Annotated in this window: 18 protein-coding genes; 10 read left to right on the forward strand and 8 right to left on the reverse strand. The window is 65.5% G+C overall.

All coding sequences use genetic code 11. From position 1 onward, the window contains the following. Positions 1–7 precede the first annotated feature (7 nt). Complete coding sequence (locus BKG76_RS13155) at positions 8–787, reverse strand: class I SAM-dependent methyltransferase (RefSeq protein WP_070938030.1); 780 nt, start codon at positions 785–787, stop codon at positions 8–10. An 80-nt stretch (positions 788–867) separates the two neighbouring features. Between BKG76_RS13155 and BKG76_RS13160 the strand changes: the two genes are divergently transcribed. After that, positions 868–2,097, forward strand: coding sequence for a glycosyltransferase family 4 protein (locus BKG76_RS13160; protein WP_109420722.1), 1,230 nt, complete (start codon positions 868–870; stop codon positions 2,095–2,097). A 4-nt stretch (positions 2,098–2,101) separates the two neighbouring features. On the opposite strand, the gene BKG76_RS13165 is transcribed toward BKG76_RS13160, so the two are convergent. Continuing rightward, the gene (locus BKG76_RS13165) at positions 2,102–2,734 is read right to left on the reverse strand and encodes a TetR/AcrR family transcriptional regulator (protein WP_070938032.1); all 633 of its coding nucleotides are present in this window, start codon (positions 2,732–2,734) and stop codon (positions 2,102–2,104) included. A 98-nt stretch (positions 2,735–2,832) separates the two neighbouring features. Between BKG76_RS13165 and BKG76_RS13170 the strand changes: the two genes are divergently transcribed. The 4 genes from BKG76_RS13170 to BKG76_RS13185 all read left to right on the forward strand — a co-directional run bounded on the left by BKG76_RS13170 (position 2,833) and on the right by BKG76_RS13185 (position 7,135). Beyond that, positions 2,833–3,672, forward strand: coding sequence for an SDR family NAD(P)-dependent oxidoreductase (locus BKG76_RS13170; protein WP_070939198.1), 840 nt, complete (start codon positions 2,833–2,835; stop codon positions 3,670–3,672). 16 nt (positions 3,673–3,688) lie between these two features. After that, positions 3,689–4,612, forward strand: a complete 924-nt coding sequence (locus BKG76_RS13175; RefSeq protein WP_070938033.1) for a ferritin-like domain-containing protein — start codon at positions 3,689–3,691, stop codon at positions 4,610–4,612. Continuing rightward, positions 4,609–6,093, forward strand: a complete 1,485-nt coding sequence (locus tag BKG76_RS13180; protein ID WP_070938034.1) for a flavin-containing monooxygenase — start codon at positions 4,609–4,611, stop codon at positions 6,091–6,093. The genes BKG76_RS13175 and BKG76_RS13180 overlap by 4 nt, the downstream gene beginning before the upstream one ends. Before the next feature lie 67 nt (positions 6,094–6,160). Beyond that, entirely contained in the window at positions 6,161–7,135 is a 975-nt protein-coding gene (locus BKG76_RS13185) for a hypothetical protein (protein ID WP_070938035.1), read from the forward strand. Here the strand turns inward: BKG76_RS13185 and BKG76_RS13190 are convergent. Further along, positions 7,063–8,748 carry a hypothetical protein gene (locus tag BKG76_RS13190; protein ID WP_070939199.1) on the reverse strand — a complete coding sequence of 562 codons (1,686 nt, stop codon included), beginning with the start codon at positions 8,746–8,748 and terminating at the stop codon, positions 7,063–7,065. The two genes, BKG76_RS13185 and BKG76_RS13190, sit on opposite strands and share 73 nt — an antisense overlap. 52 nt (positions 8,749–8,800) lie before the next feature. Further along, positions 8,801–9,982, reverse strand: a complete 1,182-nt coding sequence (locus BKG76_RS13195; protein WP_070938036.1) for a DUF3068 domain-containing protein — start codon at positions 9,980–9,982, stop codon at positions 8,801–8,803. A gap of 267 nt (positions 9,983–10,249) precedes the next feature. On the opposite strand from BKG76_RS13195, the gene BKG76_RS24455 reads away from it, so the two are divergent. Further along, positions 10,250–11,371: an acyltransferase family protein gene (locus BKG76_RS24455; RefSeq protein ID WP_232783659.1), complete on the forward strand. Its 1,122-nt coding sequence runs from the start codon at positions 10,250–10,252 to the stop codon at positions 11,369–11,371. Here the strand turns inward: BKG76_RS24455 and BKG76_RS13200 are convergent. Further along, positions 11,254–15,486: an alpha-(1->3)-arabinofuranosyltransferase domain-containing protein gene (locus BKG76_RS13200; RefSeq protein ID WP_070938037.1), complete on the reverse strand. Its 4,233-nt coding sequence runs from the start codon at positions 15,484–15,486 to the stop codon at positions 11,254–11,256. The genes BKG76_RS24455 and BKG76_RS13200 overlap by 118 nt on opposite strands. A 43-nt stretch (positions 15,487–15,529) precedes the next feature. Beyond that, on the reverse strand, positions 15,530–15,703 hold the full coding sequence (locus BKG76_RS13205) for a DUF2613 domain-containing protein (RefSeq protein ID WP_005063958.1): 174 nt from the start codon (positions 15,701–15,703) through the stop codon (positions 15,530–15,532). Between the two features lie 242 nt (positions 15,704–15,945). On the opposite strand from BKG76_RS13205, the gene BKG76_RS13210 reads away from it, so the two are divergent. Further along, complete coding sequence (locus tag BKG76_RS13210; protein ID WP_070938038.1) at positions 15,946–17,001, forward strand: NADase-type glycan-binding domain-containing protein; 1,056 nt, start codon at positions 15,946–15,948, stop codon at positions 16,999–17,001. Positions 17,002–17,065: 64 nt separating this feature from the next. After that, entirely contained in the window at positions 17,066–18,742 is a 1,677-nt protein-coding gene (locus BKG76_RS13215) for a sulfatase-like hydrolase/transferase (protein ID WP_070938039.1), read from the forward strand. A gap of 80 nt (positions 18,743–18,822) precedes the next feature. Here the strand turns inward: BKG76_RS13215 and BKG76_RS13220 are convergent, their stop codons facing one another. Beyond that, positions 18,823–19,155: a TfoX/Sxy family protein gene (locus BKG76_RS13220; RefSeq protein WP_070938040.1), complete on the reverse strand. Its 333-nt coding sequence runs from the start codon at positions 19,153–19,155 to the stop codon at positions 18,823–18,825. A gap of 87 nt (positions 19,156–19,242) precedes the next feature. Between BKG76_RS13220 and BKG76_RS13225 the strand changes: the two genes are divergently transcribed. Both BKG76_RS13225 and BKG76_RS13230 read left to right on the forward strand, forming a co-directional pair. Next, a complete protein-coding gene (locus BKG76_RS13225; protein WP_070938041.1) occupies positions 19,243–20,469 on the forward strand; it encodes an RNA polymerase sigma factor in 1,227 nt (408 codons plus the stop codon). 18 nt (positions 20,470–20,487) lie between these two features. Further along, on the forward strand, positions 20,488–21,618 hold the full coding sequence (locus BKG76_RS13230; RefSeq protein WP_070938042.1) for a glycoside hydrolase family 3 N-terminal domain-containing protein: 1,131 nt from the start codon (positions 20,488–20,490) through the stop codon (positions 21,616–21,618). On the opposite strand, the gene BKG76_RS13235 is transcribed toward BKG76_RS13230, so the two are convergent. Next, positions 21,615–22,901 (reverse strand): cytochrome P450, encoded by a 1,287-nt coding sequence (locus tag BKG76_RS13235; protein WP_070939200.1) that lies wholly within the window; start codon positions 22,899–22,901, stop codon positions 21,615–21,617. The two genes, BKG76_RS13230 and BKG76_RS13235, sit on opposite strands and share 4 nt — an antisense overlap. Between the last annotated feature and the right edge of the window lie 32 nt (positions 22,902–22,933).

The following is a 22,933-nucleotide window of genomic DNA, read 5'->3' on the forward strand; positions in this document are numbered from 1 at the left end:
TCTGTATTCAGTGGGGGCGCAGGACCAGCACCAAATTGCTCACCAGAACCTCCCGCGCAGCGGGAACTCTGGTGATCCACCATGCCCATTTAGGGTGGTAGCGGGGAAATGCGGCAACCAGCGTGCCGGTTCCGTGGGCCCAGGCAAGCCCGTCGCGCACCGATACCGGGAAAAGTGACGACCCGTAGTTGTTCTTGGGTGGATGGCCATGCTTGCGGGTGTACCAGCGGGCCGCGCGGGCACCCCCGAAGTAGTGCGTCAGGCCCATTTCGTGGCCGCCGAACGGGCCCAGCCAGACGGTGTAGGACAAGATCGCGAGCCCGCCCGGACGGGTGACCCGCAGCATCTCCTCGCCGAGGCGCCACGGCTCCGGCACATGCTCGGCGACATTCGACGACAGGCAGATGTCCACGGCGTCGTCGGCGAACGGCAGGGCCATTCCGGATGCGCGCAGATATGCCGTGCGGGGATCGTGGATGCCGGAGGTTCCAGCGGGAGCCGAATGCATTTCCCGGGGGTCGGGTTCGACGCCGATATATCGCGCCCCCGCACTGGCGAAGGCTGACGCGAAATAACCTGGGCCGCCGCCGACATCCAGCACCGTGCGGTCCTGCAATCCAGCGCCCGTTGCCTGTTGCCACAAGTCTGTGACCAGGTGAACAGTGTCATGCGCGACCGTCCCATAGAACCGCTCTGGCGCACTCTGCTCATATCGAAAAGATGCCAATAGGCTCACTGAACGCCGAAGGGTAGCTCGCTGGGCAAACAGATCTGTAATGTTCGGCACGGGTTCTCGTCCTGCTCGATTTCGTCTAATGATGACGGAAATTTCTGGAGGCCCACCCTAACGGCCTAGGGTGCTTAGCGGTGCTTAGCGAACTGTCAGATCAGCCGGACCTCCCGCGGGAGGTCCTCATGCTGTGCTGGCGCGATACCGGCCATCCGCAGGGCGGTGGCAGCGAGGCATACCTGCAGCGTATCGGCGCCGAGCTGGCAGCATCCGGGGTCAAGGTGACCCTGCGATGCGCCGCCCACCCGGGCGCTCCCCGCCGTGAGGTGGTGGACGGAGTGCAGATCTCACGGGCCGGCGGGCGCTTCACGGTGTATCCGCGTGCGCTGCTGTCGCTGCTGGCCGGTCGTCTGGGACTGGGTGCGCTGCGTGATGTGCGTCCCGATGTTGTCATCGACACCCAGAACGGCATCCCCTTCTTCGCCGGCACCGTTGCCCCCGCACCCGTGGTGGTGCTGGTGCACCACTGCCATCGGGAACAGTGGCCGGTAGCGGGACCGCTCATCGGCCGGCTGGGCTGGTGGCTGGAATCGCGGTTGTCTCCGCGGATGCACCGGCGTAACCAGTACCTGACGGTCTCGCAGCCGTCTGCCTCGGATCTGGTTGCCCTCGGCGTTGATCCCGGACGGATCGCGGTGGTGCGCAATGGTGTCGACCAGATTGACGCCTATATCTCCGGCGATGCGATGGACGTGCGAAGCGAGACGCCGCGCGCGGTGGTCCTGTCACGTCTGGTGCCGCACAAGCAGATCGAGCACGCGCTGACCACTCTGGCACTCCTGCGCGACCATGTGGTCGACGTGCACCTTGACATCATCGGAGATGGTTGGTGGATGGACCCGCTGGTGGACCATGCTGCCCGGCTTGGGATTTCCGATGCGGTGACCTTCCATGGATACCTTGACGAGGAAACCAAGCACCGCGTGCTGCAGCGCGCGTGGGTGCACTTGATGCCGTCTCGCAAGGAGGGCTGGGGCCTGGCCGTCACCGAGGCCGCGCAACATGGTGTGCCTACCGTTGGCTACCGGTCGTCCGGTGGACTCATGGACTCGGTCACCGATGGCATCACCGGCCTGCTGGCCCGCGATCAGGATGAATTCGTCCGCCATGCCGCGACTCTGTTGGCGGACAACAAGCTTCGCTACCGCATGGGTGAAGCGGGACGGGCTCGTTGCGCCGATCTTTCGTGGCAGCGCAGCGCTGCCGGGGTGACGACCGTACTCAAGGCGGCGGTAGCCGGGGTCCCGGTTTCGGGGATAATCGGCGCCGAACCGGTCGTGGCTCCGCAGGTCGAGATTCCCGCCTGATCGCTCAACCGGCGGTGAGGTATCGGGAGGCGAGCGTGGCCCCGATCCGGGTGCTGTGTTCGATCAGCTCGTCGGCGCCCACGTCGAGAAGCCCAGAGCGCCAGGCGTTGACCAGTTCACTGAACCCGCCGATGCCTACCAGGGTGTCCATTCGGAACCCGGTTCGGTCGACGTTCGGTACCAGGTAGGGTTCGGCCGCGGCGATCAGGACCGCGGTGGCTTGATGTAAGAGATCTGTCCGCCGCTGCTCGAGCACCGCGCTGCCGACATGCCGAACAAATATGATGTCTGCCCAGCCGGGATCTGCGGAAACACGTTGAACCACAAGGGCAATGGTCTTGCGGAGAGTGTCCAGCGGAGGGCGGTTCGGGTCCTCTCCGACAATGGCGGAGATCTGTGCGATCAGTTCCTCGCGGACGCCGTCCCAGACCGCGGCCAGCAGATCCTCGCGGTCGCCGAAGTCTTCGTAGAAGTACCGGTCGTTCAGTGAGGTCCGTGCGCAGACGCCCCGCATGGTGACCGCGGCCCACCCCTGCTCGATCCAGATCTCCTGTGCGGCCGTGACCAGCCGCTCGCGGCGTTCGGCGCGACGCTCAGCCGCGGTACGCCCGCCCCATAGACCCGGTGATGCCGCCATCGCCCCATGTTGACAGTCCCGCGCACGGTAGGTCAAAGTGGTGGCATGTGCAGTCAGTTATGGCGGGTGCCACCAAAGTGTGCTGCGGTGGCGCGGTGGTGAGCCTTTTGGGGTTCGGACGTGGCGAACGCCGCACTCGCAAGGCCGATGCGGTGGTGACCGGTGCGGCCAGCGGTATCGGCCGGGCATTCGCCCTGGAACTGGCTCGTCGCGGGGGACGGGTGGTGTGTGCCGATGTGGATCTGCCCGGCGCGAAGGAGACGGCCGCGCTGATCGGGGATCGCGCGATCGAGGCGGCCTGCGATGTGTCGGTGTTCGACGAGGTGGAAGCGCTCGCCGATATCGCCGAGGAGTGGTTCGGAAAACCGGCCGACCTGGTGATCAATAACGCGGGCATCGGTGCGGGCGGTCAGGTTGTCGGCGCCGCCCCGCTCGGGGATTGGCAGAAGACACTCGGGGTGAACCTGTGGGGCGTTATCCACGGGTCCCACGTGTTCGCACCTCGCCTGCGGGCGCTGGGCCGCGGCGGCATCATCAACGTGGCCTCGGCGGCGAGCTTCGCGGCCGCGCCGCGCATGGGTGCCTACAACGTCAGCAAGGCGGGGGTGTTGGCGCTCTCCGAGACTCTTGCCGCCGAACTCAGCGGCACCGGGGTGGCCGTCACGGTGCTGTGCCCCACCTTCGTCAAGACCAACATCGTCGACAGCGGAATCATCGAGGAGTCGGCCGCCAGGCTGGCGGCCACCGCCATGAAATGGACCGGTGTTTCCGCGGATTCGGTGGCACGCGGCTGCCTCGACGCGCACGACCGGGGCCAGCTCTATGTGCTCCCGCAATTCGATGCCCGATTCATGTGGCAGGCCAAGCGCCTTGCCCCCGATACCTACACCAAGGCGCTGGGCATCGCGGAACGATTCTCCCGCCAGCGCGGAAACTGACCAGGAAGGAAACACGATGGCAATCGCACTCGACAGCATCCTCGCGACCATCAAGGACAAGCAGTGGGCACTGGCCGATATCGACTGGGACGCACCGGGTGCAGAACAGGTCACCGATGAACAGCGCCCGGCGCTCAAGGAATTCATGTCCGATCTGGTGTGGATCGAGAACGTGGGCGCGCGAGGGTTTGCCGCGCTGGCGACGAAGGCGCCCGATGAGGATCTGAAGCAGATCTACACGTACTTCCACGCCGAGGAACAACGGCATGCCAACGCCGAATTGGCGTTGATGCGCCGCTGGGGGATGATCGAAGAGGGCGAAATGCCGGTGCCCAACAAGAACATTCGGTTGGTTATCGAATGGCTCGATCGCTATAGCGACAGTTTGTCGCTGGCCTCCCTGGGCACGGTGATCCCGTCTTTGGAGACGGCCCTGGACGGCGCGCTGGTCAAGTTCCTGCTCGACGAGGTCGACGACCCGGTGTGCCATGAGGTGTTCCGCCATATCAATAGCGACGAATCCCGCCACCTCGCAGTCGGTTTCCAGGTCTTGGACATGCTCGGGGCCAGTTCCATGCGTCAGCTCATCGTCGAAACCGTGGGTACTTTCATCAAACCGTCGGTGATGCTGGGGCTGCTGGTCTACTCGCCCCTGCTCACCCGGATGGTCACCAATATCTCTGCGATGGGTCTCTCGGAAGAGAAGCTGTACAACGCGATCAAGAGGTACGAGAACGTCGGCGAGCGCAGCGAGAACACGCGTCGGCTGCCCGCATATCACCTCATCAAGTACCACGCACGAATCGCCATCAATCAGACTCAGCCGTTCCAGTTCGTCTCCGAATCCATGGGCAAGGCAATCGATCTCTTCCCGATCCGGGTGCTGGGTAAGACGCCGACCTGGTCCCAGGAACTCACCTATGAGCCGGTGTCGCGATGAGTGAGGTGCTGATCATCGGTGCGGGCTTTGCAGGTCTGGGCACCGCTATCCGACTGCTGGAGCAAGGAATCGACGACTTCACGATTCTCGAGCGGGGCGATGACGTCGGCGGAACGTGGCGCGACAACTCCTATCCCGGTGCGGCGTGTGATATCCCATCACTGTTGTACTCGTATTCCTTCGAGCAGAATCCGGACTGGTCCAAGGCATACTCGGGTGGTCCGGAAATCCTGCGGTACATCCAGCGCATGGTGGACAAACACGATCTGCGGCGCTTCATCAAGTTCGGTGTGAACGTCACGGGGCTGACATTCGATGAGAGCACGGGGATCTGGACGGCGGACACCGCCTCCGGCGAGATCTTCGCCGGCCGGTGCGCTGTCATGGCGGCGGGACCGCTGGCCAATGCCAGCTGGCCCGATATCCGGGGACTGGACAGCTACACCGGACACAAGATTCACAGCGCGCGGTGGGATCACGACTACGACATGGAGGGTAAGCATGTCGCGGTGATCGGCACCGGAGCCAGTGCCGTGCAGATTATTCCGGAGTTGGTCAAGACCGCTGCCCGGGTCAAGGTCTTTCAGCGCACGCCCGGTTGGGTGTTGCCGCGCTTGGACTTCCAGCATCCCGCGTGGGCACAAAGGATCTTCGGCAGCAACCCGGCGGTTCAGAGCCTGGCCCGGCAGGCCTGGTACTGGACGCACGAGGCCGCCGCGGTGGGAATGGTCTGGGACACCCCGGTGACCTCGCTCATCCAATGGATTGCCAAGGCGAACCTGCGCCGGCAGATCAGTGATCCCTGGACCCGTCGCCAGTTGACCCCAGATTTCCGTGCGGGGTGCAAGCGAATGCTGATGACCAGCGACTACTACGCCGCCCTTGAGAAGGACAACTGCAAGCTGATCACGTGGCCCATCGCTACGTTGTCTCCCAACGGAATTCGTACCGCCGACGGTATCGAACACGATGTGGACTGCATCGTCTTCGCCACCGGATTCGATGTGTGCAAGGCAGGCACCCCCTTCCCGATCGCGGGGCGCGACAGCAGGAAGCTCGCCGACGAATGGTCCGATGGCGCGTACGCATACAAGAGCGTGAATGTCTCGGGCTACCCGAATCTGTTCTTCACATTCGGCCCCAATTCGGGACCTGGGCACAATTCCGCGCTGGTCTATATGGAGGCACAGATCGACTACATCGTGCAGGCAATCGGCATCGTGCGGGACAAGGACTTGTTGACCTTGGACGTACGCCAGGACCGGCAGGACCGGTTCAACGACGATATTCAGCAGCGGTTGGGCAAGACGACGTGGAATTCGGGCTGCCAGAGCTGGTACCTGACCGCAGACGGCAAGAACACCACGATGTTTCCGGGATTCGCCACTCAGTTCGCGCGGCAATTGCGGACGGTGGAGCTGGACGACTACAGCTTCATGTCCGGTGCGGCTGCCGCGGCCTCGGTGTCAACCTCCGCGTAGCCATATCCATCCACATGTTCGATGTTCGGTATTGATCGAACATCGAACACTCGAAACCATATGTCCCGTGGGGGACGACGCAGTCGAGCTGTTGATGGGCGCGCTGGCGGAGGTTGGTCTTAAAGCCGTGCCGGTAGACGGTGCGCTGTGCCTGATGTTGACGGACGCGGGGCTGCCTGTCCGGACACGGAGGGTCTCGCTGCTCACCGAGCGGGACGTATCCCAGATTCGCGACCTTCGCGCGGGTACGGGCGCGGGACTCTCGGTGGTGGTGGGCAATCGCATCACCGAGGGTGCGCGCCGCGAGCTCGGCAAGGCGGGCTGGGGATGGTTAGACCTCCGCGGCCGGTTGTACCTGAGCGGCCCGGGCATCTTTGTGAACGCAGATGTTCGGATACCCGGACGAGACAGACGAGCTACACGCCGTCAGGATCCGTTTACGGGTCAGTTTGGGGTCGAGGTGGCGACGATGTTGTTACTGGATCCGTGCCACCGATTCGGGGTGCGGAACATCGCGCAGCACATCGGTCGTGCCGCCAGTTCTGTTTCCCTTGTTGTTGGGGCTCTTCGGGATGCGGGGTTGATCACGCCGCTCGACAAGCCGCGATGCCCGGAGCTCTTCTGGGAACTCGCGGCCGTGTGGAACCCGCCGAGCACTCCGCTTCGCACTCTGGAGGCGCCGGAAGATGAGGCGGACGAGCTCCGACTGTCGTGTTGGTCCCTCACCGGCGCTGGGGCCATTTCCGCGTACGAGGGGAGACAAGATCGGCTGGAGGGTGGCCCTCTCGAATTCTATGCGCCGGATCGACGGGCTTTCGTCGCCGCGACTCGGACGCTGGGAGCGTGCCGACCCGGTGGGAAGCCAGTGGCCGTTCTGCGGATGCCGCCGGTTCGGAACGTGTGGACTGATCACCTCGTGCCGGGCGGTTGGGCTGTGGCCGAACCGCTTTTGGTTGCGCTAGATGTGGCTCAGTTGTCCGAATCCGGCGCGGCGATTCTGGCATCCTGGGTGCCCCCTGACCCCGCGTGTCGCGTGTGGTAGCGACGGCCCGCTGCTACCACACCCGCCGCGAGGAGGGCCATCCACATCAGATGTGCCGCGATGACAGTGGCGCGACGGCTCGAGGACGCCCCGATGGGAGTCCATGGGCCGGGTACCCGGTAGAGCGCAATATCGCCGTCGCGGTAGACCGACTCGAGTCGTGCCAGCGATGACGACGAAATCTCTTGTTGGCCGGGGGTATTCGCCTGTACGACGACCCATCCGATGCCTTGCGCCGCGAGCTCGTCCGGCATGGCACCGTTACGTAACAGCTCCTCGACGCGGCGCCCACGGGTGCCGTCCCCACGCACATCCTGTCCGTCGACGCGCAGGTCACCGCTGCTCACCGTGTCGGCGCGGATCCAGCGCGGGAAGGGATCCAGCACCGGTATGGACGATGGTCCCCAGGGATACTGCCGCATGGTCTCCGGAGGTAACACCGCCACCGGGTGCGGCTCGGCATTGATGTGGGCTGCCACGGCGGTCCATCCGGCCGGATAGGTCACCGGCACAACTCGGCCGCCGACACCCCATGCCAGGTCGGGCAGCGTGAATACCAATGCCGCGCAGGCCAACCCGGCCGCCAGGTACTGCGAGGAACGTTCGCGCGCCGCGGTAACGGCCGCGGCGCCGGCCACCGCGTACCCGGGCATTGCCAATGCCAACCATTTCTGGCCGTCGCGCAGGATGCCGAGCCCCGGCACCTCGGTGATGAACCAGGTGGTCAGCGTCAACCCCGGGCCCGTCGCCAGCAGTGCCGGAATGATCACCGCCGCAACGGCAATGCCGAGCAGTCCGAGTGCGGTACGGGTGCGCCACAGCATCACTACGCCCACCGCCACCACGATGAGCAGCGCCGCCGAGAACACCAGCGCGAACAGCGTGGTACGCGAGGCGGGCACCGCCGAGGCATTCCATATGCCGCCCAATGAGGCCAGGCTGCCGAGCGTGCCCAGCCCTGGTTCGGCCCGAGCGGCGAAGGCGTGGACTCCCGCCTCGTCTCCGGCAGGCACGACCGTTCCCAACCCCGACGCCACGAGCCATGGCATCGCGGCCAGTACCGAGATCGACAGCACGCCAAGTCGTGACCGTCGATCCGTGGCCACGGCAAGCCCGACGATCAGTGCCAGCACCGTTCCGGTCGGGGTCAATCCAGCCACGGCGATCCAGAACGCGAGCGGGCACCAGGCGCCGATTCCCGTCGCCGTACGCAGGCGGATAACCGTCAACGCGATCCAGGGCAGGCAGCCGTAGCCGACCAGGAGACTCCAGTGCCCCTGCAAAAGGCGTTCGGCCACATAGGGATTCCAGATCGCGATGGTGGCTGCCACCAGCTGTCCAGGAATTCCGGCAGCCGGAACCAGGTGGGCGGTAAGACGTCCCACGCCCCACCCCGCGAGCCATAAGCTCAGCGCAAGAAGGATCTTGACGAGGATTCCGCCGTCGACAAGCACTGTCATGACGGCGATGAAGAAGTCCTGCGGGACGGCGCGCGGAGCCGCTTCGCCGACCCCGAGTGCCGCATCGGTCAGGTATGACCGCGGTGTGGAGACGGCGTCACGGATCAGCAGGTAGCCGGGGGCGGCCAGCGGTGCGGTGACAGCCGCCGTCAAGACCAGTGCGTAAAGCGGGGTGATAAGGCCTGTGCGGCGCAAGACGTCCTGGCTAGAGGTGGTTTCGAGGCGACGGGAACTTATCGGTGTCGGCCTCGCTGGCGGGCGGTTTCTCCGGCCCGCGGCGACCGAAGAAGCCATGATCGACGGTGTCCAGGCCGGGATCGATCAGTGCGGACTCGGCCCGCAGGCTGAACGAACCCAGCAGGCCGCCACCGACCAGCGCCACCACACCGAGGGCCGCGAAGGTGATCGGCAGGATGTTCGACCAGATGGAGAGGCTGTCGCGGGTATCGCGGGCCGCCTTCACCTGCTTCTCGACGGTCTCGTCATTGGACTGAACGGTGTAGTCCACCATCGGGACCTCGGGCTTGAGCGCGTCACGCGAGTAGTAGTGCAGCGCATGCTCTTTGCTCTTGACGATGATGCCGCTGACCGGGTCGACCCAGAACTCGCGCTGCGCCGCGTAGTAGCGGGTCATGGTGATCTCTTCGTCCTCGTGCTCGGCTTCTACGCCCCACTGCTGGGCGCGGGCCGTCACCTTGGAGTCTTCGTCCTTGTCGTACAGGGAGGGGTACGCGACGGGTTCCACCAGCTTGCCGTTGGCGTCGTAGCCGACGTTCTGGGTGAAGTGGTAGGCGGTGAGCCCGTTGACGTCCTCTTCGCCGGTGTAGTTGGCATCGAAGGCGCGCTGTGCCACCACATCGAAGTACTGGTAGGTCTTCTTCTCGGTGTCGAAGGGGAACCGGTAGCTCAACCCTTCGTGCTTGAGCGCAATCGTGGTCGGCGGTGTCTCGTCTTCGATGGCCCGCGGCTTCTGCACACTGCCGCCCGGGTTGTCATCGCTGGAGATCGCCTCGGCGGAGTGCCGGTCGACGGTGACGGTGTCGACGGTGGCGAGGACCAACCCGGCATCGCCCTGCTTGTCGGTCCGCCGAATGGTGATACCCGCCTGCAGGCCGACCTTGGTGGCGTCGGCGGGGCTGACGGTGGTGATCTGCTCCTGCAGCATGACCGGCTTGTCCGGGTCGGCAATGAACTTCTGGCCGGACAGCGACACCGGGTCCAGTGCGCGGCCCTTGCCCTCGCTCACCAATGTGGCGTCCCAGTCGAGCGGAATCTTCGCAAGCCGGTTGCTGGTGTACGTGCTGAGCAACAGTGCAGCGATAATGAGCGCCGAACCGAGCCCCAGCAGCCCGCACGCTGCGATACGCATCATGACCCCGCGGTTCACTGTGGACGAACCCTCCTTAACGTGCGGTAGCCCTGGTTCCGGCGGCAGCCGGATGACACAGCATGCCCAGGGCAAATCTGTCTGACCCTAACAGCCGCGGCCGTTAGGTGGTCATTCGGCGATCGTACGGTCCGCAGGTCTTGGTTCTGGTCGAATGTCCTCGGATCGGCTCAGAACCGTACCCTCGGCGGGGTGACCACAGCGCGGCCCTCGGCTCCGGCAGTCTCTGCCGTCCATGCGCGGGGCTTTGTACCCGCACTGGAGGGTATGCGCGCTTGTGCCGCGATGGGGGTCGTCGTCACCCACACCGCGTTCCAGACCGGCCATAACGGTGGGGTCGACGGCCGTATCCTGGGCCGCTTCGACCTGGCGGTGGCCGTGTTCTTCGCGCTATCGGGATTTCTGCTGTGGCGACCGCATGCGCTGGCCGCCCAGCCAGCGGCGCAGGGACCGCCTCCGGTGAGTACCGGGCGCTACTTCGCGTCGCGGTTCGTGCGCATCGTCCCGGCCTACCTGGCCGCCGTCTTCGTGGTGCTGTTGCTGTTACCGGATGCGGCAGGAGCCCGTTGGATCGTCTGGCTGGCCAACCTGACGCTCACTCAGCTGTACATCCCGCTAACTTTGACGGCGGGTCTGACGCAGATGTGGAGCCTGGCGGTGGAGGTCGCGTTCTACATCGCGCTGCCCGTCATCGCGCTCATCATGCGGCGGTCGCCGGTTCGGTGGCGGGCCCCGCTGCTGCTGGCGGCCGGGGTGGTCAGCTTGGGGTGGTCGTTCATCCCGTTTCACAGTCCCGCCGGTATCAATCCGCTGACGTGGCCTCCCGCCTTCTTCTCATGGTTCGTCGCGGGGATGCTGCTGGCCGAATGGAGTGCGGCCCCGCCCGCCTGGACGCTGCGTCTGGCCCGCCGCCGGGTCGTACTGGCCGTCGTGGCCCTCATCGCGTTCGCCGTGGCGGCATCGCCGCTGGCGGGGCCGGAGGGGCTGATCCAGGCACCCCCGCACCAGTACGCGGTCAAGATCGCGATGGGAGCGACGCTGGCCTGGGCGCTGCTCATGCCGCTGACCTTGGACGCCCCGGGTACTCCGCATCGGGTGTTGGGCAGCCCGCTCATGGTGACATTGGGGCGTTGGTCCTATGGACTGTTCATCTGGCACCTGGCCGCGCTGAACATGGTCTTCACCGTCATCGGACGATTTCCGTTCAGTGGGCATTTCCCGTCGGTGCTGATTCTCACGCTGATCTTCGGCTTCGCGATGGCCGCGGTGAGTTATGCGCTGGTCGAATCCCCGTCACGGGAGGCACTGCGCCGCTTCCAGAAGCGTCGTGATGGGAGCCGGACCGCGGCCAGGGCCACGGTGGCCACCGAGATCAGCGCCAGCAGCTGAATCCACCACGAGTGACCGGTGTAGCCGCCCACCGATCGCCACGGATGCCGTGAGAGAGCCGCGCCGGCCAGTAGTAGTGAGCCGCCCGCGATGTACGAGCCTGCGACGGTGAGTGCGCGCAGCGGCCAACGGGTCCACACCTTGAACACCAGGGCTGTCACGCCCACTACGGCCCCGGCGATGCCACTGATCGCGGTGAGAGCCGCCAAGACTGCGACACCCGTGGCCGGTCCCGAGTGCCAGGGAACCACGCGAGGCAGCGTGGTTTTCCGTCGCGCCGGCAGCAGGGCCAAGAGTGCGAGGACCGGAAGCAGTGCCAGCCCGCCGAAGAGTCCCGCCCGGTACCAGGTGTTGAGGCCGAATGTCAGCGTGATCTTTCCGTCGTCGCCGGCCGGAAGCACCCAGCCCTGCTGCCATCCGTTGACGCGTACCGGGGCAAGCGTGTGTCCCTGCGCATCGCGTGCCACCCATCCGGGGTTGATGCTTTCAGGCACCACAAGTATCCGATCGCGGCGTGCAGGCTCGGCGGTGACCTCGCGCCGATCCGGTCCCCAGGTGCCCTTGGCGGCGATCGTGGCGGTCGCGGCGGCCGGTGTTGTACCGGGTGCGGTGAGCTGTACCCCGTCAACGATGAACTGCTGGCTCGGGTTGACGGTCACGTCCTGCGCCCCGGAACCGGTGGCAATCGGATTGGTGTCGCAGGGTGTCGCCTGAATGACTTTGCCGTCCAACAGGTCACGCACCGTGGCCGTGATGGACATGGGCACAAAGCGTCCGGCCAGAGCGAGTATCGGTCCGCGATCGCATCCGATGGTGATCGTGCGCTTGCTGTTCGCCGCATCGTCGGCCGGGGCGATGGGCCGGCGGTCCGCGTCCAGTGCGACGACCTCGGCGAGGCCGGGCGGCTTGAGTTGATCGAATCCCAATGCGGTGCGGTCGATGATGTCGGTCCAGTCGGTCACCGTGAGCGTGATGGTGTCGGTGACGAACGGGTGCAGGGTCAGCTCGGTGACATCAGCCCTGGTGTCGATGGACCGCACTTGCGGACCGTCACCGAGATTGATCGCCACCTGCTTGGGGTGCGCCGGCACCTCGGTACGGCTGGGGCGCAACCGAATTCCGCCGACGGCGGTGGGCTTGGGGAGTTTGATGACGAGGGATGGCAGATGTTGGCGTTGCACCGAATCCTGCGGCGCCGTCCAGACCGTGCCCGGATCGCCGTCGGTGGCCGCGTACGACGAGCCGCGGGGATCGATCACGTCGGAGTTTCCGGTCGCGACGGTGGTGCCCGGTTGTTGGATCAAATCACGCAGCTGCGGGCCCGGACGTGCCCGTACCCACAACTTCGGCGTCAGCGAAATGGGTTGGGGGACTGTCAATGTTCGGATGAATGTGCCGGGTTCTTCGGGTGCCAGGGACAGTGTCGCGGCACACCGCAAGCGTTGTGGGGAAGGGGCGCAACCGGATCGGCCCTCCAGGGGGGAACCCAAATCCCAGCCGAGCGGGTTGTCACCGGCCGGGGGCGCGGGGATCGTCGCGCTGTGGCGCAGATCGACGGAGTGGGCGAATCCGGCGGCATCGTATTGAGTCAGCGACAATTCGGTCACTCCGAACTGGACGCCGGAGGTGCCGTCGTCGGTTCCGGTTGCGGTTACCTTGACCCAGTTGGTTTCCCCGGGCCGTAGCGCGATGTCCAGGGGTTTGCCCGGCTCGTCGAATCGCACCGACGTCGTACCGTTGTCGGTCTCGACCTCCAGCCGCCGCACCTGCGCGCCCAGGGCGGTCGCGCTCGGCGTGACGGTGAGAATCGCATTGGTGATCGGCCGATCCAGGTCGACTCGAATCCATTGCCCAAGAGCAGCTTCCAGGGAGCTGCTGACCCAGCTTGTCCCGCTGTCGCGGTCGATCGCGGCGGCCGTGCTGGTGCCCGGTGCCACATTGGGCAGGGCGGTGGAATCCGATGCGGAGCTGGAAGCGGTGATGGTTCCGCCCGTCCAACTTCCGTTGACGAGAGGAACACCGGTGGCCGGGTAGTCGGGGACTCTATTGAAGGTGCGACGTTTGTCGCCGGGCGCGCGGATGGCCGAAGAATGATCGTCTACCCGCCCGTAGTCGGTCTCGCGAGCCAGCGGTGTGTCCGTGACCATCGCGGGTCCGGGGCGCAGACCGGCTTGAGCGGCGTCGGTGGCCAACAGAGACGGGCCCAGCGGCTGTTCGTTCAGCTGGCGGCGCCGTTCGCCCAGCCGCAGCAGGGCCTCGGGGCCGCCCGCCACCCTGGGCATGCTGTCGATATCCGCGAAATACGGGTCGCCGTTGTGCTTTTGCGGACCCACCGCGTAGATCTCGACGGCGGCATACTGAGGCCGCAGGTCACTGTCCGCGACAAAGCCCTCCAGCGTTCCGGCCCCGACAGGGTCGCCGAACTGTGCCACCTTGGTCAGCCCCGGAGACGCATCGATGGTGTGGTGCACCAGGATCGGTCGTGCCGAACGCGAGGTGTCGGGATCCAGATCATTGCGCACCACCAGGTACGAGATGCCCTGCTGTGCCAAGGTGTCGGCCAGTCCGTCCGAGGGACGGCCCGCGGCGAACAGTTGCTGCACGGAATCGATGGCCCGGATGGTTTCCGGGGGCGTCAAGGGGATGGAATCACGTACTCCCCAAGGGGTTTGTCCCAATGCTTGCAGCGGCTCGTCGCGGGTCAGACCCCAGGTTTGGATGGCGAACGGAGCGCCCGGCACCACGAGCGCCCGCCCGCCGTCGTCGTGATCGGCCAGCCAGTGCGCCGTATCGCTCCAGTATTGGGGGATCGCATCGAAGCCGCCGCGGGGTACCAGCCGGCCCGTCCACGCGAGCGATGTGCTGGCGGCGAGCGCCACGAACAGTGCGATCGAGAAGGCGACGGCCCGATTGCGTTCTGGTCGTGCCAATGCCGAAAGCCATTCCCGCACGGGCATGCTGGCGGGCAGTGGGATTCGTGACAACGCGTGCGCCAAGCCGAGAATCAACGGCAGACGGATCAACGGCTCCAGCTTGTGCACATTGCGCAACGGGGTGCCGCCGTCGTCCAGGAAGAACTGAATCTGTTGGCCCACGGGCGATCCGAGTGCGCCGGTGTACCCGGCCGTCAGAAGCACCAAGCCGACCAGAAGTATGGCGACAAGTCGCCCGCGCGCCGGCATGCCCCGCATGGCCAGCCCCGCCATGCCTGCGGCGGCGATCATGGTGGTGGCGATGACCATGGCCGACTGGGTGACCAGCGAGGAACCCGCCGTCGCGGTCGGGGCCACGAACGGTGTCCAACTGTCGGTTCCGCGCAACACCTCGGTCAGCGAGGTCCATTGGGTGGTGACGCCGGAGGATTCGATGAAGTCGAGGAACTTTGGGCTGATCTTGCCGAAGATGAGCAGGGCCGCAATCCACCAACTGGTGGCCAGCGCCAGGCAGGGAATCCACCACGCAGTGAAGCGCCACCACGTCCGGTTGGGTCGGTGAGCCAGCCACCAGATGACGGCAACCCCGCACGCGAGGGCGGTGGCCACGGCGTTGACCGCACCCATCAAGGCAACCGCCACCGCCGACAACGCCGCCGCCCGGCGCGGCGACATGCGGCCCTGGAACGTCAGAATGATCGGCAACAGCACCCACGGGGCCAGCATCATCGGCAGCGTCTCCGAGGAGATGGCGCCAAGAGTCGTCAGCACCCGGGGAGACAGCGCGAACGCGATCGCCGCGAAGATCCGGGAGCCGCGGGTACCGATACCCAGCGCCTCGGCAACACGGATGACGCCCCAGAACCCGGCCACCACGAGCAACGCCCACCACAGACGCTGGGTCACCCAGGCGGGCACCCCGACAATATGGCCCAGCGAGAAGAAGGCACCGTGGGGAAAGAGGTATCCGTACGCCTGATTCTGCGCCTGCCCGAATGGCAGGTCACTGCTCCAGAGGTTGAGCGCACGCGCGGCGAAGCGCAGCGGATTGATCGCCAGATCCAGCTTGGTATCCGGAGAAATCTGCCCGGGTGATTGAGAGAAGGTCAGCAGCAGAGCAAGTGCCGAGGCAACCGCGAGCCACCGCCGGCGCAGCGGTGAAGAGTCGAGGCGGTGCGTCACGGGTCAGGAAAGGCGGCGCGGCGCGGTCGGGAGCCGCGAGATGTCAGCTCCGGTTGCCGTAATCGGGCCGGTTGAGGATTGCCGTCGACGGATCGATGCCGGTGACGACCGGCTTCTTGTCCTGCTCGACCGAAAGCGTCAGGCCGAAGACCGCGGCGGCGCCCAGCAGCAGCCCGATCAGCACGCTCGCGGCGGCCGGCACCACAAATCTGGTCATCGGAGCTCCTCTAGGTCATGCAGATACAGCGGCCAAACTAGCACGTTCTCGATCAGCAACGATTCTCCGGCGGACAAGCCGTCGCGATAGTGCGACCATCAGCTGGACCCCGCGGGCGAGGTAGGGGGTGGGCAGCGGGCCAGTTCGGATGAGCGAGGAATATGTTGAACCGTGAATAGACCGGTATGGCGAGCGGCCGGGTGTGGCTACTCGTGCGCGTCCGTGCGGAATAATGGCCGCCCATGACCGGTCCATACAACTACGGACCGGCGCCGGACTATGACGCGGAGTTCGCCGCCGCGCACAATCCGGCGCTACCGCAGGATCAGCTATTGCGACTGTGGCAGGCGCGGCCCGATCTGCGTGAGGCCCTGGCGCAGCTGCCCGCGTGCCCGCCCAGCTTGGCCGCCCAGGTGCAGTTCTCTGATCCGTGGCGGGATCCCAACGCGCGGTCGCACCGCGGGGTGGTCATGGCCTTCGCGATGCTGGCAGGTGTGCTCGTGATCGTCGGGCTCGGATACGTCGGGTACATGGCGGTGCACGGCGACGGAACCACTCCGCAGACACATGGGATGCTCCCGCCGAATGACGCGAAGACCCCCAGCAGCAGCGCCGTCGCGACCACGACCGCGCCGCCGCCGGTGGCCTCGAGCCCGATCAAGCCGGTGGACGTGTCTACCAATTGCGTTCAGGCCGAGGACGGCACCGATAGCAACGGGGCGAAGTACGTCTACGACCCCGCGAAGGCCTTCGACAACGATCCACTGACCGCGTGGCGTTGCCAGTGGAAGGAACAGGACGGGCAGTCGATCACGGCCAAGTTCGATCACCCGATGCTCGTCACCTCGGTCGGTCTGATTCCGGGATACGCCAAGACCGATATCGACGGCTCGGACCGCTTCGCTCAGAACCGCAAGATCACCAGGGTGCGTTGGGAATTCAGCGACGGGAGCTCGGTCAAGCAGCAGGTGCCGGTCAGCCGCGCGCTGGCAAGTATCAAGGTGAATGTGGTGACCGATTCGGTGACCATGGTCATCGAGGCCACCGAACCCGGCGTATCGATCGTGAACAAGAGCGGGCAGCGTCAGGACGCCTTCAATGGACTGGTGTCCGTGAGCGAGATCGAGATCATGGGCACGCAGCCCACGGCCTCCGAGGGACCGGCACCGGCACCCGCCACGCCGCCAGCACCTCCGGTGGGCGCCCCGCCTCCGATGCCGACACCAGGACAGGCGCCGCTGGCGCCATCGCCCGGGGCGTCGCCGGCCCCTGCCGTGCCTGCTCCGGCGCGACCGTAACGGGCACAAAACCAGCTGAGCTCGTCAGAGTTCATTGCCGCCGAATTGCGGTTACGTTGGATCCATGGCTGAGCTCAACCGCAGGACCGTGCTTACTACCGGGGCGATCGCGGCCGGTGCCGCCGCCGTCGGGTTCGGGGGGTATGAACTCCTCCGCAGACCGGGGCACGGCGATTCGTCGGCATCCGATGGGAACAAGCCGAACATCTTGGTGATCGTGGTGGATCAGATGAGGGCCCCGCAGTGGTTCCCCGACATCCAGAAACTCACCAACCTCTTGCCGAACCTCAGTCGATTGCAAAGGGACAGCGTCACTTTCGGGTCCCACTACACCGCGTCGAACATGTGCACCCCGTCGCGGGGCGCCATGACGACCGGGCTGTACTCGCACCAGACCGGATGTCTGTACACCGGGGAGGGGCCGAGCGAATCGAGCCTGGCCCCGCAGTTCCCCACTTGGGGCACCATGCTGCGTCAGCAGGGATATCGGACGTGGTGGTGGGGTAAATGGCATCTGGGTGACTGGAGCGACAACAACTCTGAAGGTCTTGATGCTCACGGTTTCTCGGGTGGAACGTTCCCCTCGCCGAACGGCATGCCGAACCAGGGACTGCAGAAGGACCCGGGGATCGTCGACCAGTTCGCGGGATGGTTCGACGCGGAGGCGGGGAAGGGGCCGTGGTGCACCACCGTCTCACTGGTGAATCCACACGACATCTGCTGGTGGCCGAAAAATCCTCTGCCGGAGGATGTCCCGCACTGGTTTGATGGGGTGCCCGTCAACTTCCAGACTCCCGATGAGCTGCGGCAGCATCGCAAACCGCAGTTGCAAATCGATTACGCCAACTTCATGTCGCCGATCATGACGGGTGCGGTCACCTATTCAGGCCCGGACATGGCCCGCCAATGGGCCCGCTGCCTGGACATGTACTTGTGGCTGCAACAACAGGTGGATGCGCAGATCGGCCGGGTGCTCGACAAGCTGGCGTCACGCCCGGAGATCGACGGCAACACCGTCGTCATCTTCACCTCCGATCACGGGGAGTACGCGGGCTCACATGGGTTGCGCGGCAAGGGAGCGACGGCTTACGAGGAAGCCATCCGGGTTCCGCTGTACATCCGCGACCCGCATGGTGTGCTCACCCCGAAACCGGGGGAGACACGGACCCAGCTCACCTCCAGCGTTGACCTGGCGCCCCTGCTGCTCACCATCGGATCCGGCGGCAACGGATGGCGTTCGGATCCGCGTTTCTCGTATCTGGCGGCGCGCGCCGATATTGCCGATATCGCGAAAAACAATGCAGCAGGGCGTAAGTGGATCGCCCACGTCACCGATGACATGTCGGTGGAGGAGATGGCGACCCTGCTCAAGGATCCCCGTATCCGTGCGGTGATGGGCGAGAACGCGCCCACCGAGATCCCGACCTCCGCGCCGAGTCATATCGTCGCGGTGCGTACCGCCGAGGCCAAGCTGGCCAACTATTCGTACTGGAAGCCCGGCGGCATGCAGATCGACACCTCGCGACCATCGGATCGCGAGTTCTACGACTATTCAACACCTTCCGGCCAGCAGGAGTCCGAGAACCAGGCCGGTGACGGCGCCAAGCAAGCTGAGCTGCAGGCCCTCATCGACCACGAGGTGCTGCCCGAGATACAGGCGCCGCTCCCCACCTTCCTGGGCCAGGCCCAGGAGCAGGGGCTGGCCGATATGCAGAAGCTGATGGTGCTGCGCGGGGGTTGAACCTCAAGCCTTTTCGTCGAGCGTGAAGTTGTTGAGGAAATTCCGGCGTTTACCCGCAGTAACTTCACACTCGGCGCGGGCTACTTGGGTGGCAGCGAGCCGGCGTAGGCCAGCGCGCGTTTCACCCACGGTTCCAGCTGCCGCTTGGTGCGCACGCCCTCGGCATCGACGCTCAGCCAGCCATCCATCTCGCGCCCACCCATCACCATCCGGCTCACATGTGCCTTGGCGACCAACGCTTCGGTGTCCTGAGGATCGCAACGGGCCAGCAGCCCGTCACCGCGTTTCGCGGCGACCGTCATGTGACCGTTGACCAAAAACGCCAGCCCACCGAACATCCGCTTCTCGGTGACGCCCTTGGTGGTGGCGATCACCTCACGGATGCGCTCAACCAGGTCTTCGTCGTAGGCCATGGGTCAATTGTGGCGCGCTGTCGATTTCCGCACTGCTCGTTCGTGGTTCTTCCAGGACACACGACCTCAGAGAGGCACCATTGACCCGTGGCGCAACAGGAGATCGGCCGCATCTTTCGCGAAGAGTACGGCTACACCGTGGCGACGTTGATCCGCTACTTCGGCAGCATCGACATCGCCGAAGACGCCGTGCAGGAGGCGTTCGAGGTGGCCATCGTCAAGTGGCCACAGGATGGCATCCCGCCAAATCCTGGTGCCTGGATCACCACAACCGCACGCAACCGTGGCATCGACAAGTTGCGTCGCGACCAGCGGCGCGACGAATTATCGCGGGAGGCAATTGCTTTCGAGGAGCCGCCGCCGGAGCCGCGGGAGGTGGGTCCGGTGCACGATGATCGTCTGCGGCTCATCTTCACGTGCTGCCACCCCGCGCTGTCACCGGAGGCGCAGGTCGCGCTGACCCTGCGGCTGCTCGGCGGGCTCACCACACCGGAGATCGCCAGCGCGTATCTGGTGTCCGAATCGACCATGGCCGCGCGCATCACGCGCGCCAAGAAGAAGATCGCCTCGGCGGGTATTCCGTATCGAGTGCCCGCGGACCACGATCTGCCGGACCGGCTCTCGTCGGTGCTGGCCGCGCTCTATCTGATCTACAACGAGGGGTACGCGGCCTCGTCGGGCACGGAGCTCACGCGCACGGATCTCTCTGGGGAAGCGATCAGGCTCTCACGGGTGCTGGTGGAGCTGATGCCCGATGAGCCCGAGGCGTGGGGCCTGCTGGCGCTGGTCCTGCTGACCGAAGCACGCCGTCCCGCCCGCACCGATGACAGCGGAGCGCTGGTATTGCTCGCCGATCAGGACCGTACCCGGTGGAACAGGCCGATGATCACCGAGGGACATGAGTTGGTGCGCCGCTGCCTGCGCCGCAACGCCCCGGGGCCGTATCAGATCCAGGCGGCCATCAACGCCGTTCATGACGATGCACCCTCGGCGGCGCTCACCGACTGGGGGCAGATCGTGACCCTGTACGACCAGCTGATGCAGCACAGCCCCATGACCGTCGTCGCCCTCAACCGCGCGGTAGCCGTGGCCGAACGCGACGGTGCACAGGCCGGGCTGGATGCCATCGAGCCCCTGCGGGCCGATCTTGACGGCTACTATCCGTTGCACGCGGCACGGGCCGATCTGCTCACACGACTTCATCGGGACGTCGAGGCGGCCGACGCATATCGAAAAGCCTTGGAACTCACGGACAACGAAGTATTTCGCAACTACCTCGGCGACCGGCTGGCCCGGCTCGAACCCCGCGCATGACACCATGGCCTCATGAGAATGCGTGCAGGCACCGTACTGACCGGTCTCGTCGTCGCGGCGCTTACCGCCTGTGGTGGCAACACATCGGAGCCGTCGAAGAACACCGCCGAGTCCTCTGCGACACCGAAGGCGCCGGTCACGGCGGCACCCGCCGGTGATCTGGCCTGCCTGAGTACACGCGACAGGTTGGCACAGTTGCTCATGGTGGGCGTCAAGGATGCCGACGATGCCCGCGCGCTGGTGCGTGATCATCACGTCGGCGGCATCTTCGTCGGAAGCTGGACCAAGAAGGAGATGCTGACCGACGGCTCCCTGCATGACGTCGTCACCGCGGGCCCGATCCCGGCCGCGGTGAGTGTCGACGAGGAGGGCGGCCGGGTGTCGCGTCTCAAGGACCTCATCGGTCCGTCTCCCTCCGCCCGGGAGCTGGCGGCAACCCAGACGACCGAGCAGGTGCAGGCGCTCAGCCAGGAACGCGCCCAGAAGATGAAGGACCTGGGAATCACCATCGACTTCGCGCCGGACGCGGATGTCACCGATGGTGATCCCGATGGCGCCATCGGTGACCGTTCCTTCAGCGGTGACCCGCAGAAGGTCGCCGACTACGCCGAGGCGGCTGTGCGCGGATACCAGGCGGGCGGTGTGGGCGCCGTGGTCAAACACTTCCCCGGACATGGTCACGCCTCGGGTGATTCGCATACCAACGGTGTGGTGACCCCGCCGCTGGAGCAGCTGAAGGACAACGATCTGGTGCCGTATCGCTCGCTGGTCACCAGCGGTGCTGCCGTGATGATCGGCCACATGCAGGTGCCCGGACTCACCGGCGACGACCCCGCAAGCCTGAGTCCGGCCGCAGTCGACCTGCTGCGCAAGGGAACCGGATACGGCGCGCCGGCCTTCGACGGCGTCATCTTCACCGACGACCTGTCCTCGATGGCCGCGATCACCGACCGCTTCCCGATCGAAGAGGCGGTGCTCAAGGCGCTCACGGCGGGGGTCGACTGGGCGCTGTGGGTGAGCACCGAGAAGGTTGGTGCGGTGCTGGATCGCCTCGAATCGGCCTACAACGCAGGTGAACTGAACGGTGACGCCATCAATGCCTCGGTGCGCCGGGTGCTGGCGTTCAAGGGCGTGCCGGCCTGCGGCTAGCCCAGCGTGACGGGCAGGCGGCGCAGGCCGTGGATGCCCATCCCGGCGTAGTACTCCGGCTCGCCGGCAAGCGATAGCCGGGGAAAGCGTTCGAAAAGGGACTGCAACGCCGTGTGCAGCTCGACACGCGCCAATACCTGGCCCAGGCAGACGTGAATTCCCGTGCCCAGCGTGATGTTTTCGCGTGCGTTGGGCCGGGTGATGTCGAAGACGTCGGGGTTCTCGAACGCCGCCGGGTCGCGATTGGCCCCACCGAGCAGTAGCAGCGCCGACTGACCTGCCTCGATGGTGTGCCCCTCGATCTCGACCGTTTCGGTGGCGACGCGGGCCGACCACTGATTCGAGGTGTCGTAGCGCATGAGCTCCTCGACGGCGTTGGGCCACAACTCTGGATCGGCGTGCAGTGCCGCCAGCTGGTCGGGGTGCCGCAGCAGTGTGACGATCGCCTTACCCATCAGATGGGTGGTGGTGACGAATCCCGCGCCCAGGAATACCGCGAAGAACATCTTGAGTTCGAAGTGGCTCAGGTCACTATCGAGAAGTGCTGTGGCCAGCTCACTTTCAGTGCCCTCACGTCGGAGGTACGCCACATGCTTCTCGAGATACGCATCGATCTCGCGTAGGGCCTCGGTGCCGTCCTGATACTCGCGCCAAGACGGTGCAGTGGTCGCGATCAGCTGGATCGCGCGGTTCATCGCGGTGTAGAGCCGCGAGTAGTCCTGCGGCGGAACGGCGATCATCTCGCCGATCACGGCGATGGGGATCTTCGCAGTGAAGTCGGCGATCAGATCCGGATTCTGGCGCTGCTGTAGCGCATCCAGGTGACCGTCGGTCACCTCTTTGATGCGGCCGCGGAGGCTTTCGATCGCGCGTGGGGTGAACGGCGCGGCGACGAGGCGCCGCAGCCGCCCGTGATCCGGGGGATCGGTGATCAGAATCGAGGGTGGCTCGGCGGGATTGAGCAGCTGCGGATCGCTCCAGGCGGCCAGACGCTTGATGATTGGGGAGCCGGACCGATGCTCGGGTTTGAAGGTGACGAACCGATTGTCGCGGAAGATGGTTCGAACGATCTGAGCGTCCGCGGTAAACCAACCGTCTCCGAATTTCGACATCCGCCCGCGGGCCCGGATTTTGTCGATAAAGCGGTAGATGTCGGCGGCGTGGGCGGTGTCGATGCCCAGCTGCGCGACGGGTTCGCCCCGGCGTGCAAGCACTTTCAGGTACGCGCGGGCTATCCCATGCGTCACAGCCCAATGGGTGCGCTGTTTGATCCGGTCGTGCATTCCGTCCGATCCCCGTGTCGGCTCACCCGATG

This window comes from Mycobacteroides franklinii (genome assembly GCF_001853795.1).
GTDB lineage: Bacteria > Actinomycetota > Actinomycetes > Mycobacteriales > Mycobacteriaceae > Mycobacterium > Mycobacterium franklinii.

Bases quoted from the DNA above. Each gene is read 5' to 3' on its own strand.
- BKG76_RS13220 (WP_070938040.1), bottom strand. From the start codon at position 19,155: ATGGCCTACGACGAAGACCTGGTTGAGCGCATCCGTGAGGTGATCGCC.
- BKG76_RS13215 (WP_070938039.1), top strand. From the start codon at position 17,066: ATGGCTGAGCTCAACCGCAGGACCGTGCTTACTACCGGGGCGATCGCG.
- BKG76_RS13165 (WP_070938032.1), bottom strand. From the start codon at position 2,734: ATGGCGGCATCACCGGGTCTATGGGGCGGGCGTACCGCGGCTGAGCGT.
- BKG76_RS13235 (WP_070939200.1), bottom strand. From the start codon at position 22,901: ATGCACGACCGGATCAAACAGCGCACCCATTGGGCTGTGACGCATGGG.
- BKG76_RS13230 (WP_070938042.1), top strand. From the start codon at position 20,488: ATGCGTGCAGGCACCGTACTGACCGGTCTCGTCGTCGCGGCGCTTACC.
- BKG76_RS13175 (WP_070938033.1), top strand. From the start codon at position 3,689: ATGGCAATCGCACTCGACAGCATCCTCGCGACCATCAAGGACAAGCAG.
- BKG76_RS13180 (WP_070938034.1), top strand. From the start codon at position 4,609: ATGAGTGAGGTGCTGATCATCGGTGCGGGCTTTGCAGGTCTGGGCACC.
- BKG76_RS13210 (WP_070938038.1), top strand. From the start codon at position 15,946: ATGACCGGTCCATACAACTACGGACCGGCGCCGGACTATGACGCGGAG.
- BKG76_RS24455 (WP_232783659.1), top strand. From the start codon at position 10,250: ATGCGCGCTTGTGCCGCGATGGGGGTCGTCGTCACCCACACCGCGTTC.
- BKG76_RS13205 (WP_005063958.1), bottom strand. From the start codon at position 15,703: ATGACCAGATTTGTGGTGCCGGCCGCCGCGAGCGTGCTGATCGGGCTG.